Genomic DNA, 15,895 nt, shown 5'->3' with positions numbered 1-15,895 from the left:
GTTACAATACATATTCAACCTCTTTATTAATCATTAGTATTTTATTCCAGTGTCCAAATCATTATATTATCAATCATAATTTATGATGATAAAATTATAATCATACAGACATATTAATTACGTCTATCATAAGTAAATTTTTATAGATGGATTGTTGTCAGAGAAACATATCAGTATTTTACTTCTATCATTTTTATTTATCGTTAAATGTTTATATCGTTTTCGTTTATGGAAATACAGAACACATTAAAAATAAAGGGGAGGGACTACAACTTCAATAAGAAGTTGTAGTCCCTCCCCAACAATATGGTATAAAGTTCAAGTAATCCGTTACACAATCATTACTAATTTTGCCATTGACTAACAATACATTAAAATACCTGAGACAATATATCATCAATGTCTCAGGCTTATTTTATAAATGAATACATTTTTTAATTAAGCTTCGTCTGATTCTTCGTTATCTGAAGTAGCATTTTTGTCTGGAATAACTTCATCAGTTTCATCATATACTTTCATCACTGCATCTTGGATTTCTTGTCTCATATCAGAATTGATAGGATGCGCGATGTCACGGAATTCACCATCTGGTGTACGTTTACTTGGCATTGCGACAAAAAGACCTGAGTTTCCTTCAATTACACGTAAATCATGAATTACAAAAGCTTCATCTAGCGTAATAGAAACGAGTGCTTTCATTCTGCCGTCTGTTTGTATTTTTCTAAGTCTTACATCTGTCACTTTCATGTAGTGAGCCCCCCTAGTATATCTTTATATTATTAGAAGCTTGACAACTTTTAAGAAAATTATAAATCCTTCACTTTACCTATCAATTCAATTTCTACCTTTACGTCTTTAGGCAACCGTGACACTTCAACACAACTACGAGCTGGTTGGTGTTCGACGAAATAGTTTCCATAGATTTGATTAATTTGTTGAAAATCATTCATATCAGAAATATAGATTGTCGCTTTAACAACAGAATTCAAATCAGAACCTGCTTCTTTTAATACCACACTTAAATTTTCTAAAACTTGCTTAGTTTGTTCTTGAACATCATCGCTAACAATTGTTCCATCAAGTGTGAGTGGAATTTGACCTGATGTAAAAACAAAACCGTTTATAACAGTTGCATGCGAATATGGACCTAATGCTTCGGGTACCTTATCTGAGTTGATTATTTTCATGATGAAATTGACACTCCTTTTTTAAGAAAATTTAGACAAACTGTTGCCTGGTTCCACTTTAAATTCTTGGTTGTACTCGTCGACATCTGACAATCTGACTAAGGAAGTATAATCTTCAATTAATCTTTGTTTTACTTCTTTTGATTCTACAAGTACTGATACCCCTTTTACATGGGCTTTAAACTCATTCATTAAATTCATTACCCCATTGATTGAGCCACCAGCCCTCATAAAATCGTCTACTACGAGGACATTAGAATTCTCAGCTAAAGTTCGTTTCGATAACACCATTGTTTCTATTTTTCTAGATGATCCTGAAACATAATTGATTGAAACCGTAGAACCTTCTGTAACTTTATTGTCCTTTCTTATAACCACTACAGGTAAATTTAATACGTTTGCGACTGCATTCGCAAGTGATATCCCTTTAGTCGCTATGGTAACAACAGCATCAAGTTCTTCGTTCATATATATACTAGCAATTAACTTGCCTACTCTATTTAATAGAGAAGGATTGCCAACTAAATCGGATAAAAATAAATACCCTCCAGGTAGTAAACGGTCTTTCTCTTGTAATTGCGCTATCACCTCATTAACAACTTCTGTGGCCTCTGATTTACTCATCATGGGTTTATAGGTTACTCCACCACTTGCACCTGCTGTAGTAATAATAGTTCCTAATTTTTCATTTTGAAACGTATTTTTGATGATTTGAACGTCTTCACTAATTGACGATTTTGCTTGTTTAAATTTTTTTACAAAATAAGTGAGGGGTATCAACTTATTTGGATGGTTCATGAGGTATTGTGTCATAAATACAATGCGTTCGCTTCTTTTATATCTCATCTTTTCAAACCCTTCTATCCTAATAATCTTACTAAGTAAACTTCATTACAACAACCATTCACTGCATTATAAATATTTTTAGCTTGTCTTTCTTTTTGAGCTAGCCCATAAACAGTAGGACCGCTTCCACTCATCAAAGCACCATCAGCACCACATTGTAGCATGTTATCTTTAATCTTTTTAATGTCAGGATGCATAGCCATAGAAACAGGCTCTAACCGGTTAGAAAGACTATTGCATAATAAATGATAATCATTATTCTCTAAAGCCTGTTTACACTTTTCGTTATGAACTATATGTTCTTCAGTTAAATCTAGTGCTTTAAATACATCAGGCGATGAAATTCCGATGTTAGGCTTAGCTAAAACAACCCATGCAGATGGTGGTCTTTTTAGGAAAGTTACTTGCTCTCCACGCCCCGTACACACAGCAGTTTGGTTATAAATACAAAAAGGTATATCTGTGCCTATTTGTATGCCTAATGCAGCTAAATCGTCTAAAGATTGACCTAAACCAAATAATCGATTCAACCCTCTCATTGTAGCGGCTGCATCCGCAGAACCTCCTGCAAGACCAGCTGAAACTGGTATATCTTTATCAATTGAAATTGTCACACCTTCATTAATATTAAATCTCTCAAACATTAAATCAGCTGCTTTATACGCAAGGTTTTTATTATCGTTAGGAACGTAATTATGCTCAATATCGACAACAATCTTCTTATCAGTTCGCTTTTCAAAAGATAATCGATCATTTAAATCAACTGTAGTCATCACCATTTCAATTTCATGATAACCATCATCTCTTTTAAAAAGGGTGTCGAGCGTAAAATTTATCTTAGCTGGCGCAGTTTCATATATCATTTTTCCGCCCTCGCTTTGAATTGTTATTAAAATGATTTTAACATAAAGCCTTTAAATATTTGATAGATTATGTGCAATTTCTCGTAAAATCTTAATGAAGAGCAATTTTTCAACACTCAACATACGCATTTTCAATTTTTAAAAATATATTTAACAACTAAAGCGAATCACTTTTGGATATTACAAAAATGCGACTTATTTAAATGATTATTCGTTTAATTTAAATAATTTGTGTATTAATAATAAACGTAAGTTGCATAATCTCATGAAAATGACAATGAATAAAGACTACAATAACAAAGAGCCTGAACATATCTTCAATGTCCAGACTCACCTTAAATAATAAAAATATTAAATTTAGAGTTATCGACGACGCTCATAAATTATGTTTTTGTTAGTGTGCAACTGCTTCTTGATGATTATCTTCTTCAAATGAAACTTGTACATTTTCTGTAAGCACATCAGTGTATGTATAAGATACGCGTTCAAAGTTGTGTTTATCTTGATCTAATTCGACAATAAAAACAGATGGATATGTTTCTTTTAAAACCCCTGATCGTTCAATTGTCTTTTTACGTCCACCATTGGCTTTAAGTACAATACGATTTCCTAAATGACAATCAATAGAATTTTTGATGTCCAAAATTGATTTTGGCATATTGCCCCACCTCACTACACATTACATTTTACCATATTTGAGCCGTTTTCGTCAAATAAAATTTAAATTTTATCAATGTAAAAGGTCTTTGTCAACATTTTAATTTGTTAATTCGGAGAATTTTTTCTTTTGTTCATATAATGTGGCAAAATCTTGAATCGTGAGTGTTTCTCCACGTCTTTTAGGATCAATACCAGCGCTTTCCAGCCACTGTCGTATAGTTTCTTTATTCTTCTTACCATCTTTAAAGAAGTTTTGGTAGTTATTATTAATTGTTTTACGTCGTTGTGCAAAAGCGGCCTTTGCTAACTTAAAAAAGGCTTCCTCATCATCAACCTGTACAAGTGGTTCTTGGCGTTGCATCAATTTTACAACGATAGAATCAACGTTTGGAGGAGGCATAAATACAGTTTTAGGAACTGTTAAAACTTTACTTGTCTCCGTATAGTATTGAGCAACAATCGATAACGAGCCGTATGCTTTGGTACCTACGTGAGCGTTCAAACGTTCTCCTACCTCTTTTTGCATCATTACGACAAAACCATCAATAGGTACATCCTGTTGCATCAAATTAAGTAAAATAGGCGTGGTAATATAATACGGTAAATTAGCAACAACCATAATCTTGTCACAATCTTGTAGATGTGTAGCTACAGCTTTAGCAATATCAGCTTTAAGTATATCTTCATTGATAATCGTTACATTATCGTATGGCGAAAGTGTATCTTTAAGCACAGGTATTAACCTTTGATCAATTTCAAAAGCCATCACCTTCTTAGCATTCTTTGCAAGTTGTTCAGTCAATGATCCCATACCTGGTCCAACTTCAATTACTCCTGTTGCACAATCAATATGACTTGCTTCGATAATTTTATTAATGATATTTACATCTATTAAAAAATTTTGTCCTAAACTTTTCTTAAAATTAAACCCATATTGATCAAGCAAAGCACGTGTTCGAGATGGTGTTGCTATATCTTTATATTCCATTTAATTCTCCTCTTCTTCAAATAGCGCTTTTCTGACATCGTCTTCAGTATAGCCAAAAGCATTAAGTTTCTTTAATAATTGCTTTCCATTAGAGTGACCGATGTGTAATTTTCGACCTAAGATATTTCTACGGTGTCTTGCATCTTTACCGATTATTAGTCCCAAATCAATGAGTACACTTTTATCAATAGTTTCTTTAGCTTCTTCAAGCGGTGAACTTACATGCATTAATGCTTCTTGAATATCTTTAATATTTGCATGTTCTATTCCTATTTTACCTCTTTTACTCTTGGCCTTTTCTCTATCTACATATGCATGCTTAACACCAGAAACATGTTCCCGTATAGTATTTCTAATTTTATCACCTGGGAAATCTGGATCTGTCAGTACAATCACACCTCTAGTTTGCTGTGCGTGTTGTATCACTTCTAAAGTATATGTATCAATTGCACTACCGTTTGTTTCAATAGTATCACAGTCTACAGCACTTTTTACTCGCTCAGTATCATCTTTACCTTCAACAACAATAAATTCGTTTATTTTCATAAATTAACCTTTCATAATATTGATAACTTAATCATTAATTTTATAGAATCTTTCGGCAATATTAAAATATTAACTATCAAATCATAATTTCTTACACTAACCTCAGTTTAAATTTAAAAAATGAGAAAGATATCTTAAACTTATAAAAAAGTGATGTTCCTCATCTTTTTAAAGTTAGACACCTTTCCCACTAAAAATTCATTGAGTTAATTCAAATTGAATAAACGTTCAGCATTTTCGGTTGTTTGGCGACAGACCTCCTCATAAGTCATACCACGCAAATCTGCAATTTGTTGTGCTACTAAAGTAACGCGTTCTGGTTCATTGCGTTTACCTCTATAAGGGTGCGGGGATAGATACGGCGCATCTGTCTCGCATAACAAACGATCCATTGGTACGTGTTTAGCAACTTCTTTTGGTTGCTTTGCATTTTTGAAAGTGACGGGTCCCCCAAGCGAAACATAGAAGTTCAATTTATTAATCACGACATCAGCAATTTCGGGTGAAGCACTAAAACTGTGCATAATTCCACCCACTTCTTCTGCATGTTCTTCAATCAAAATATCTATGCAATCTTGAGTCGCTTCACGATTATGAATAATAATAGGTAATTGAACACGTTTAGCTAATGCAATTTGCTTTTTAAATACCTCTTTTTGTACATCAGAAGGTGATTTATCCCAATGATAATCTAACCCCATCTCACCAATACCAATAATTTTTGGATGTTTAGAAAGACTTTCTATCCATTCCAATCTTTCATCAGTACAATCTATTGCATCAACAGGATGCCAACCGATAATACCATAGATAAAGTCATACTTATCTATTAGCTCCATAGTACGTTCAATAGTAGGTGTATCAAAACCTACTACAAACATTCTATCTACGCCTGCTTCTCTTGCACGAGATATCACTTCATTTAAATCCTCATCGTATTGTTCATCATTTAAATGTACATGCGTATCGATTAACATCATTATCTCTCCTATCCTTAGATTATACTATTTAATTACTGCACCATTTGGAATTGCACTAGGCAAGCTTATCAAGGTAAGTACGCCATCTTTTTCAGCTGACAAAATCATACCTTCGGATTTTTGTCCCATTAATTTAGCTGGTTTTAAATTAGTAACAACTGCAACTTTTTTACCAATAATGTCTTCCGGACGATAAAACTTAGCTATACCAGATACTATTTGACGTTGTTCATTATCTAAATCAACTTTTATTTTTAATAGTTTCTCCGATTTTTTTACATTTTCCGCATCAATAATAGTTGCTGCTTTGATTTCAACTTTATCAAAATCTTTGATATCAATTTGCTCTTTACCGGGTTCATCAGACTGTTTTATTGACTTAGGTGGTTGCATTGATTCTTTGATATAAGCAATTTCTGCTTCAGTGTCTAATCTTGGGAAAATTGGTGTTGGCTTTTCAGTTACAGTAATTGCCTCTGACAACATACCATATTGTTGCAGACTATCTAATTGATGTAAATCCGGATTGTTAATATTGAGTTGCTTAAATATCTCCCTAGGTGCATGCGTCAAGAATGGTTGTAATAAGATTGTAGCGAAACGAATGTTCTCGACAAGATGTGCCATTACATTACCAAGCATCTCACGTTGATTTTCATCTTTTGCAAGAACCCAAGGTTGTGTTTCATCAATATATTTGTTTGTACGACTAATAAATTTCCATACTGTTGATAAAGCAACAGAAAATTGTAAACTTTCCATATTATCATTGAATGATTTAACAGTTTCAAGCGCCATCGCTTCCATCTTTTCATCCAATTCATGTTTTGGACCTTGGTATGCAGGTAATTCGCCGTGGAAATATTTGTTTATCATAGAGATAGTACGATTCACTAGATTACCTAAATCATTTGCAAGATCATAATTTGTTCTTTCAACAAAGGCTTCCGGTGTAAATACGCCATCAGAACCAAACGGTAATTCACGCATTAAGTAATAACGTGTCGCATCAAGACCATAACGATCAATTAATACATTAGGATCTACGACATTACCTTTAGATTTACTCATTTTACCATCTTTCATTAAAATCCAACCGTGTGCAAAAACTTTTTTAGGAAGTGGTAAATCCAACGCCATTAACAATATTGGCCATATAATAGAGTGGAAACGTACAATTTCTTTAGCCATCAAGTGTATATCTGCTGGCCAATATTTATTAAATAACGTTTCATCATCAGATAGATAACCTAATGAAGAAATATAATTGACAAGTGCATCAATCCACACGTATACAACATGTTTAGGATTAGATGGTACACGTACACCCCAATCGAATGATGTACGCGATACTGCTAAATCTTCTAAACCTGGTTTGATAAAGTTATTAATCATCTCATTTTTTCTAGATGGTGGTTGTATAAAGTCTGGATTTTCATCGTAAAATTCTAATAAACGGTCTGTATATTTATTAATATTGAAGAAATAGCTTTCTTCTTTTACAAGTTCGACTTCGTGACCAGAATCAGGACTTTTACCACCTACAATTTTGCCGTTTTCATAAACAGGATCAACAAGTTGTGACTCTGTATAATATGTTTCATCAGGAACAGAATACCAACCTTCGTATTCACCTAAATAAATGTCACCTTGTTTTAATAATCGCTCAAACACTTTCTCAACGACTTGCTTATGACGCTCTTCTGTAGTTCGAATAAAATCATCATTAGAAATCTCAAGTTTACTCCATAAGTTTTTAATACCTGAAATCATTTCATCTAAGTATTCTAGTTCTGTTTTGCCAGCTTTTTGAGCTTTTTCTTGGATTTTTTGACCGTGCTCATCAGTGCCAGTTAAATAACGAACATCATAGCCTTGCATTCTTTTATAGCGAGCTATCACGTCGCCTGCGACTGTAGAGTATGCATGACCGATGTGTAGGTTCCCGCTCGGATAGTATATTGGGGTTGTTATATAAAATGTATCTTTAGCCATCACTGGTCCTCCTCATTAATTACATAATAAATGATATCTAAATTTATTTTTCTTTTCAATGAAGTCGCGTACCGTTATGTATCAGTTTTAAAAATTCGCATCAATTGAAAATTAATTGTCATCATCTTTACTACAATACCATAAAATCAATACGCTATGGGGTTTTTACAATAATTAAGTCATTATAAAATAAAGTGTTTAACACATTTTTTTAATCAATATTATGATAAATATTATATACGTCACCCGTCTTCATATGTCGATCTGTTGCGACAAGTTTAATTGCTTTTTTAGTTTTAACCTGTTTGGTTTCAATATAATAATCAACATGTTCTTCAACCGTATAGTTTTCAAACCATGATTCCCCACTCTTAGGTAATGCACCTTCAATCAGTATCACAAACTCACCTTTAAGAGGTAATCTGTCTTGATTAATCAATTCCAACATATCATCAACTTTAAGTGTAAGAACTTGTTCAAATTTCTTCGTTAGCTCTCTACCAACAGTAATCCGTCTTTGCGAATCTATTTTAGCTATTGCTTTCAAAGTATCAGTAACTCTATAAGGCGATTCATAAAGTATCAAAGTACTATTTTGAAACATTCTATCATCAAGCACTTCAATTTTTTCTTTTTCTTTTCTTGGCAAAAAACCTAAAAATGTGTATGTGAAAGATGGTAATCCACTTGACATAAGTGCAGTCAACCCAGCATTAGGACCTGGTACTGTTTCTATATTTATATTATTTTTACGTGCTTCGACAACTAATTCATATCCTGGATCACTAATTAACGGCAACCCGGCATCTGATACTAACGCTATATTTAAGCCAGTTTGTAACTGCTTGATTAAATAGTCAGTTTGTTGTTCTTTATTATGTTCATGATACGACTTTAGAGGCGTTTGTATTTCATAATGATTACACAATTTTCGTGTTACTCGTGTATCTTCACATGCAATCACATCAACTTTTCTTAATGTTTCTATAGCTCGAAATGTAATATCACCAAGATTTCCAATTGGTGTTCCTACTAAATATAAAGTTGTCATATTATCCCTCCTGTATCATTTTTAACTTTTGTTGTCTAGTATATGTTTTAATTTCATATTCACGTTTCAATGCTTCCGATTTCGTTGTATATGTTTCTTGATAAACTAACTCTACCGGTCGTCTTATTTTTGTATATTTAGCACCCTTACCGTTATTATGCTTTATTATGCGTGCATTTACATCTTTAGCATAGCCAGTATATAAACTTCCGTCATTACATTTAACAATATAAACAAAATGTTTATCCATAATAAATACCTTTCATCTCATCGCTATATGATCCATCCTCATTATATATATATAATGGATTACGTATATCTAAACCTTGGTTACCACCTTTTCTTCCTTCCACAACAATTGTTTGTGCAGGCTTATCATGTTTACTATACACCAACGTCAATGTTTTAGGCTCAATTTTACCGTGTCTTAATTCGGTTAAGACATCCATTAGCCTTTCCGCTCGATGGACCATAATAAAACGACCACCCTCTTTAAGTAAATGTCTTGCAGCTTCAATACAATCTTTAAGATTACACATTATTTCGTGACGTGCTATTTTATGTGCTTCTTTTTGATGTTGATGATTTTGATTCATTTTAAAATAAGGAGGATTACAAGTCACTAGTGTATATTGAGCAGGTTGAAATGTTTGATATACATCTTTTAAATCCATACGGTGCATAGTTAGTCTATCGTTCAAATCATTCAATTTAAAACTGCGACGTGCCATACTCACTAATTGCTCTTGTATTTCTATCCCTTCAATAGGTTGAGTTGATTTAGCAGCTAATAATAATGGAATAACACCATTGCCGGAACATAAATCCATAACTTTATCATTTTTGCGTACTTCGGTTAAATACCCTAACAATAGGGCATCAGTAGAAAAAGAGAATACTTCATCATTTTGTATAATCTCATATCCTTCTTTTATTAAATGGTCAACGCGTTCATTATCTTCTAACATATCTTTACTCCTAAAAAAAGGATGTTATTACAGTATGACTTAAATTACACACTTATAATACATCCTTATATTTAAACATTTATTTATCGAAAGAATTAATCACTCAACACATTAAGGCATAATAAGCAATCTTCACCATGACGATGTTTCCCGAATAATTCACCCTTACAAATATGAAAACCTTCACGATATAACATCGCTAAATTATCTTTACTTGGAGATGGTGTTTTTACATGCTTATAATTATCTTTATCTAAGTGAGTTTCAACCGATTCTTCAGTTTTGTTCATCAATCGTTTTAAATTTTCATTTTCAACTTGTAAAGCAACATTCTCCTCAACAAGTTCGACGGTTAAATCTTTAAGTTCTGACATGTCGGTTGTAAGTTGTTCAACGTGATGTTCTAATTTCATAAGTCTTTCGAATAATTCATTTCGATTCAAAGGTTATTCAACCTCCTTAATTCAATACTTCTATCTCTTCCATTTTATATTCTAAAGGTTGTTCTAGACCCTCTATTTTAACTTGCATAGAAATATCTAAAATATTTAATCCTATCACTTTCCCGTGACCATCTGGTGTTTGAATCATATCTCCGACGTCAGGCAATTGAGTTCGAGCCTCTTCATAGTAGTCATTTTCATATTTAAGACAACACATTAATCTACCACAAGCTCCTGAAATCTTAGTTGGATTTAATGATAGGTTCTGATCTTTCGCCATTTTAATGGATACAGGTTCGAAATCTCCTAAAAATGTAGAACAACACAAAGAACGCCCACAAGGACCGATACCACCCAATAATTTCGCTTCATCTCTTACCCCAATTTGACGTAATTCTATTCTAGTCTTTAGATTTTGAGCTAAAACTTTAACAAGTTTGCGAAAATCAATGCGATCATCTGCGGTAAAATTAAAAATCACTTTAGATTTGTCTAATGTATATTCACAATTAACTAATCGCATATCTAATTGCTGATCTTTAACTACTTTTTTACATAATTCTAACGCATCATTGGCATCACGTTCATTACGATAATATGTTTCTTGATCATCTTCATTCATTTTACGAATGATATTTTTTAGCGGTAATGTGACATCTTCTACATCAACTTCACGTAATGGAAACTTTACATGACCAATTTCTATACCTCTTTTAGATTGGACAACAACCCAGTCACCAACCTCTACATCTAATTGATTCGGCGCGTAGTATTCTAATTTCCCTGCTTTTTGAAACTGAACACCTACAACATTGGGCATTTTAAATCACACCTTTTATTACTATTTGTTCAAAAACAAGTGTTGGATTAACATTTTGATTTAACTTTTTATGCGCTTCAGTAATTTGATCATACATGAGGATTAATTGATTAAAAGTTAATTGGTTTGCATAATTTTCAATTTCTACAGTTAAATCACTAAATGTATAATAATTATCCATTTCTACCTTTGCATGCATTATATCTTCGAAAAAGCCATTGACGGCTGATAAAGTAAGTAATTGTAATCTACGATTCTTAGCTTGTTTTAATAACTCAATGACACCTATAAGAGCCATAGCTTTATTAGATAATATTAATTGACACCATCTGATGATTGATTTTCTTAAAGTAACTAAATCAAATTCCTCATTTAACGACGATGCTGCTTCTATTTGAGTTGTATAGGTACTTAGCATTTCTGCTACCGGTCTTGCTATTGACATCTCTACTAAACGCTCTATAAACTGTCGCTTATCAATAGGCTTAAAATATACGTGCTGGCATCTTGAATGTATAGTGTCTAATATTTGTTCTGGTTTCGTTGATAAAAGAATCGCAATTGTATTATCAGGGGGCTCTTCTAAAAATTTTAGTATACTATTTTCCCCTTGAACAGTTAATTTTTCAAAATCCTCAATAATATATACTTTATATTGACCCTCAATAGGTAGTTGGTTCATATGGTGAACAAGTTGTTCGATTTGTTCTTTTTTAATTGTATTTTCATCAGAAGACACATATGAAAAGTCAGGATGATTAAAAGTATCAACTTTCAGTTCGCATTGATTACTATTATTACAAAGAATTAATTTAGTAAAATGGATTGCGACACGTTTCATCGTTTGTGCATCATCACCCTCAAACAAATATGCATGTGACAATTTGTTAGAATGATATGCGTTAGCTAACTGTTGTTGTTCATCCATAAGCGACTTACTCCCTTTATGATATTCATTATGTAAAAAGACTACTTAAATGATAGTTCTAGACTGTTGAGCATCGTCTTCAAACAATTCCGACTTAGCAACTGCATTCCTTGAATTAAACGCATATAATTACTAACTTTCACGCTAAAAACTCAAAGGATGAAGTATAAATTTTGAATGAATATGCCTTCAATCTCAAACTACATTTAAAGTAGCCAAATAAAAAATACATCTATAATAATTACATTTTAAACACTTTTCATTAACATAAATATGTAGATGAAAAGTAGACTTTTTATAAACAACTAGAATTGATGAAATGCTTCAATCGGCATTACAAATACTGTAGCGCCACCTACTTCAACTTCAACTGGATAAGGAATATATGAATCTGCACTACCACCCATTGGTGTTATTGGGGAAACAAGTTGGTCTCTATTACCACAAGTGTTATCAATGACAGATAGAACCTCATCGACACGGTCATCCTTAACCCCACATAAGAAAGTTGTATTGCCTGCTCTTAAAAATCCACCAGTAGTTGCTAACTTTGTAGCTCTGAAATTGTTTTTTACGAGTTGGTCTGAAAGCTCTTGACTATCTTGATCTTGAACGATCGCTATAATCATCTTCATTTTTATACACCTCTTTTTGTCATTATATCATAATTATTTTAAATATTTGATGATAGATTGGTATGTTTCTTCAACAACTTTATCCAAACTATGGTTAGCATTGACTTTAATAAACCGATGAGGGTTATCACTGATCACTTTATGATATCCTTCTATCACTTTTTCATGAAAAACTTTATCCTCTTTATCTAATCTGTTTTGTTCTCTGTTATTTTTTAGAATTCTTTGACGACCAATTTCCGCATCAACATCTAAATAAATAGTTAAGTCTGGATACAAACCATTAATTGCAAATTCATTTAATAATTTTACTTCTTTAATTCCTATACCCCTTGCATAACCTTGATAAGCCAATGAACTATCAATGTATCTATCACAAAGGACAATTTTACCTGCTTGTAAAGATGGGATAATCTTCTCAACAAGGTGTTCACGTCTAGATGCAGCGAACAGCATAGCTTCAGTTCGAATATCTATACTCTCTCCATCAAGTACAATACGACGTATTTCTTCACTAGTTAATACTCCGCCAGGTTCACGTGTTGTAACAATATCATATTCTTTAGCTAATCTTTCGCTTACTTCTTTAATTACTGAGGTCTTTCCTGCTCCTTCTGGACCTTCAAACGTTATAAATGTAGACATTTCTTATTCATCCTTAATTAATATTTTTTTATGATTTAAACCTTCAACTTTAATATTTTGCTTATCATATTTATTTAACAAGTCTATCATATGAGACGTCACGACTTCTCCTTTAAACATCACCGGTATACCTGGAGGGTAAGGAACGATATGTTGCGCTAAAACTTTACCTTCTGCCATTTTAATAGATACTTCTTTCGTATTTTGAAAATGAACAGTTTTGTATTCGCTAAAATCCGTCATAAAATTAAAAGGTTTTATGTCGCGCGTACATTTTTTTGGCACGTTAATTTCTCTAATTTTTTCAATCAACAACTTAAAAGGAAATTTATCTCCTTCATGCCATAAAGGGAGAACGAGTAACACTTGATACATATCAGCTAATTCTACATAGATTTCTTTATCCTCAAACCATTTTTGCACATCATAACCTGCAACACCTTCAAAACTCACAACCAATTTTAAAGGATCCTCTGGTTCTATAACTGTAAATCCTATATTTATTAATAAATCAATTAACATCTTTCTTCGTTGGTAAAATAATGCGGAATCATATTCTTTATAAAATTTATTTGCTAATTCTAGACTAGACATAATAAGGTACGAAGGACTTGAAGTTTGGAAATAAGTCAAATAATCTATGACTTGTTGTCTTAATGGTGCATCTTTATGTATATATAAAACTGATCCCATTGTTAATGCAGGGAGTGTTTTATGATATGACTGCACAACGTAATCAGCATTAAAATTCATTGAGGATTCTGGAAATCCATCTAAACCAAAATGTGCACCATGCGCTTCATCTACTAATATCGGTACCCCTCTTTGATGTAATTGTTTGATATATTGAGAAATTTCAAAAGTTTCACCGTAATAATTAGGGTATGTACAGATGGCAAGTTTATAATATTGATTTTTATCTTGAATTATCTTTGGCTTTACATATTGATTCGTTTTCTTACTGATATCTGTCTTAGTTATTGTCGCTTGTTGTTGTGTTATGTCTAGACCGTGAAATACTGATTTATGAACATTTCTACTAATTAAATATTTACCTTTTCTTGTCGAAAATGCTTGGATAACCGATAATATACCTGAAGTCGTTCCGTTAACTAGTAAGAAAGCATCATAGTTTTTATGTTTCCTAAAATTCTCCATGCTTTCTAAAATAATTCCTTCAGGATAATGCATATCATCTAATCCAGTAATTTCTGTCATATCCATTGCTAAATCAAGTCTATTTAAGTAGCCGATTGTCATGTTTTTATGCCCAGGAACATGCATAGAGATAGCGTTTTTCTCTATCAAACGATTTAATTTTTGAATTATTGGTCTTTTCATATTAATAACTCTCTCTAAATTTAATTTTTCATCTTATATGAGACAAATCATCATCATTCTTATTAACCCAATTCCTTTTTAACAAGCCCATTACATAGCAATCTCTGTATTCTCCCCTTGTATAGAAGTGTTCCTTTAACGTTCCTTCTATTTCGAAATTATTACTTTGATAGATATGTACTGCTTTCTCATTCTTAATATCCACATATAAGTATACCTTATTCATATTTAATACTAAAAAAGCATAGTCAATAGCCATTTTAAAAGCTTTTTTCGCGTACCCATTATTTGCATACTGTGGATCGATAATAATTAACACTTCACAAGTTCTATGTATAAAGTTAATCTCTAATAACTCTACCACGCCTACAGATGTTGATCCCTCTTCAACAATGAATCGTCGCTCTGTTTCATCTAAAATATGCTTTGTATATAAATTTTCTAATTCGCTCAATGATTGATAAGGCTCTTCAAACCAATACGACATAATGGAATACTCATTATTCAAATGATGTATAAATGATAAATCTGTCTTCTCCAATGCCCTAATAATCAAAGTCATCCCTCTTTCTTAATTTCTTGTTATTCATTACTAGTGTATTAGAAAATACAAATTTTCTCTAATACTTAACTAACTTTTTAATCATTGTCATTTCAACTTACTTAGATGTTAGATTTTAAAGTTCTTTATTAAAAAGAAAATTTTCCCAAACCTAATTGTTGTGATTATTTAATATAAAAAAGAGACCTTTCGGTCTCGTACTTTGTCTGGCAACGTCTTATTCTATCGAAACGTTAGTCCAACTACCATCACAGCAGGTGCTAAGAAGTTTTCTTCACTTAAGACAAGCGCTAGCCTCTCACTTTATATATGGTACTTATTGACTCGTTTAGATCATCTAAATTCATTGTCTCGCTTCTTTATTCATGAGTTCCAAATGCTTTCTCCTCGCCGAGAAAACTATTTTTTTAGAACTCTTTTCATATAAAAAAAAGAGA

The 15,895-nt window shown here is 32.4% G+C and carries 19 protein-coding genes; all 19 read right to left on the bottom strand.

The features are described from left to right. Positions 1-438: 438 nt before the first annotated feature. The 19 genes from spoVG to HMPREF3058_RS04130 all read right to left on the bottom strand — a co-directional run bounded on the left by spoVG (position 439) and on the right by HMPREF3058_RS04130 (position 15,458). Entirely contained in the window at positions 439-747 is a 309-nt protein-coding gene (gene spoVG, locus HMPREF3058_RS04220) for a septation regulator SpoVG (RefSeq protein ID WP_001832195.1), read from the bottom strand. A gap of 59 nt (positions 748-806) precedes the next feature. After that, a complete protein-coding gene (locus tag HMPREF3058_RS04215; RefSeq protein ID WP_002490928.1) occupies positions 807-1,187 on the bottom strand; it encodes a RidA family protein in 381 nt (126 codons plus the stop codon). 21 nt (positions 1,188-1,208) lie between these two features. After that, the gene (purR, locus tag HMPREF3058_RS04210; RefSeq protein ID WP_002447883.1) at positions 1,209-2,033 is read right to left on the bottom strand and encodes a pur operon repressor; all 825 of its coding nucleotides are present in this window, start codon (positions 2,031-2,033) and stop codon (positions 1,209-1,211) included. Between the two features lie 14 nt (positions 2,034-2,047). Then, positions 2,048-2,896: a 4-(cytidine 5'-diphospho)-2-C-methyl-D-erythritol kinase gene (gene ispE, locus HMPREF3058_RS04205; RefSeq protein ID WP_002447882.1), complete on the bottom strand. Its 849-nt coding sequence runs from the start codon at positions 2,894-2,896 to the stop codon at positions 2,048-2,050. A 394-nt stretch (positions 2,897-3,290) separates the two neighbouring features. Then, entirely contained in the window at positions 3,291-3,554 is a 264-nt protein-coding gene (gene veg, locus HMPREF3058_RS04200; protein ID WP_001832193.1) for a biofilm formation stimulator Veg, read from the bottom strand. Between the two features lie 99 nt (positions 3,555-3,653). Then, entirely contained in the window at positions 3,654-4,544 is an 891-nt protein-coding gene (rsmA, locus tag HMPREF3058_RS04195; RefSeq protein WP_002447881.1) for a 16S rRNA (adenine(1518)-N(6)/adenine(1519)-N(6))-dimethyltransferase RsmA, read from the bottom strand. Continuing rightward, entirely contained in the window at positions 4,545-5,090 is a 546-nt protein-coding gene (rnmV, locus tag HMPREF3058_RS04190; protein ID WP_002447880.1) for a ribonuclease M5, read from the bottom strand. Between the two features lie 206 nt (positions 5,091-5,296). After that, positions 5,297-6,067, bottom strand: coding sequence for a TatD family hydrolase (locus HMPREF3058_RS04185; RefSeq protein ID WP_002458670.1), 771 nt, complete (start codon positions 6,065-6,067; stop codon positions 5,297-5,299). Positions 6,068-6,094: 27 nt separating this feature from the next. Continuing rightward, positions 6,095-8,065, bottom strand: coding sequence for a methionine--tRNA ligase (gene metG, locus HMPREF3058_RS04180; RefSeq protein WP_002490923.1), 1,971 nt, complete (start codon positions 8,063-8,065; stop codon positions 6,095-6,097). A 211-nt stretch (positions 8,066-8,276) separates the two neighbouring features. Continuing rightward, positions 8,277-9,116 (bottom strand): 16S rRNA (cytidine(1402)-2'-O)-methyltransferase, encoded by an 840-nt coding sequence (gene rsmI / locus HMPREF3058_RS04175; protein ID WP_002447877.1) that lies wholly within the window; start codon positions 9,114-9,116, stop codon positions 8,277-8,279. Position 9,117: 1 nt separating this feature from the next. Beyond that, complete coding sequence (locus HMPREF3058_RS04170; protein WP_002447876.1) at positions 9,118-9,366, bottom strand: GIY-YIG nuclease family protein; 249 nt, start codon at positions 9,364-9,366, stop codon at positions 9,118-9,120. Further along, on the bottom strand, positions 9,359-10,084 hold the full coding sequence (locus tag HMPREF3058_RS04165) for a tRNA1(Val) (adenine(37)-N6)-methyltransferase (protein ID WP_002490927.1): 726 nt from the start codon (positions 10,082-10,084) through the stop codon (positions 9,359-9,361). Before HMPREF3058_RS04165 ends, HMPREF3058_RS04170 begins: the two co-directional genes overlap by 8 nt. A gap of 95 nt (positions 10,085-10,179) precedes the next feature. Continuing rightward, the gene (gene yabA, locus HMPREF3058_RS04160) at positions 10,180-10,527 is read right to left on the bottom strand and encodes a DNA replication initiation control protein YabA (RefSeq protein ID WP_001832238.1); all 348 of its coding nucleotides are present in this window, start codon (positions 10,525-10,527) and stop codon (positions 10,180-10,182) included. Positions 10,528-10,543: 16 nt separating this feature from the next. Beyond that, positions 10,544-11,347 carry a PSP1 domain-containing protein gene (locus tag HMPREF3058_RS04155; RefSeq protein WP_001832240.1) on the bottom strand — a complete coding sequence of 268 codons (804 nt, stop codon included), beginning with the start codon at positions 11,345-11,347 and terminating at the stop codon, positions 10,544-10,546. 1 nt (position 11,348) lies between these two features. Further along, positions 11,349-12,275, bottom strand: a complete 927-nt coding sequence (locus HMPREF3058_RS04150) for a DNA polymerase III subunit (protein ID WP_002458666.1) — start codon at positions 12,273-12,275, stop codon at positions 11,349-11,351. A 305-nt stretch (positions 12,276-12,580) separates the two neighbouring features. Next, positions 12,581-12,910, bottom strand: coding sequence for a cyclic-di-AMP receptor (locus HMPREF3058_RS04145; protein ID WP_001832200.1), 330 nt, complete (start codon positions 12,908-12,910; stop codon positions 12,581-12,583). 33 nt (positions 12,911-12,943) lie between these two features. Next, positions 12,944-13,555 carry a dTMP kinase gene (gene tmk / locus HMPREF3058_RS04140; protein WP_002475382.1) on the bottom strand — a complete coding sequence of 204 codons (612 nt, stop codon included), beginning with the start codon at positions 13,553-13,555 and terminating at the stop codon, positions 12,944-12,946. A 3-nt stretch (positions 13,556-13,558) separates the two neighbouring features. Continuing rightward, on the bottom strand, positions 13,559-14,896 hold the full coding sequence (locus HMPREF3058_RS04135; protein WP_002490929.1) for an aminotransferase class V-fold PLP-dependent enzyme: 1,338 nt from the start codon (positions 14,894-14,896) through the stop codon (positions 13,559-13,561). Positions 14,897-14,924: 28 nt separating this feature from the next. Continuing rightward, complete coding sequence (locus HMPREF3058_RS04130; RefSeq protein WP_002440739.1) at positions 14,925-15,458, bottom strand: GNAT family N-acetyltransferase; 534 nt, start codon at positions 15,456-15,458, stop codon at positions 14,925-14,927. Between the last annotated feature and the right edge of the window lie 437 nt (positions 15,459-15,895).

Source organism: Staphylococcus sp. HMSC068G11 (assembly GCF_001815825.1).
In the GTDB taxonomy this organism is placed as follows: domain Bacteria; phylum Bacillota; class Bacilli; order Staphylococcales; family Staphylococcaceae; genus Staphylococcus; species Staphylococcus epidermidis.
Note: the sequence above shows the minus strand (reverse complement) of the source record. Positions and strands in the feature narration are given on the sequence as shown.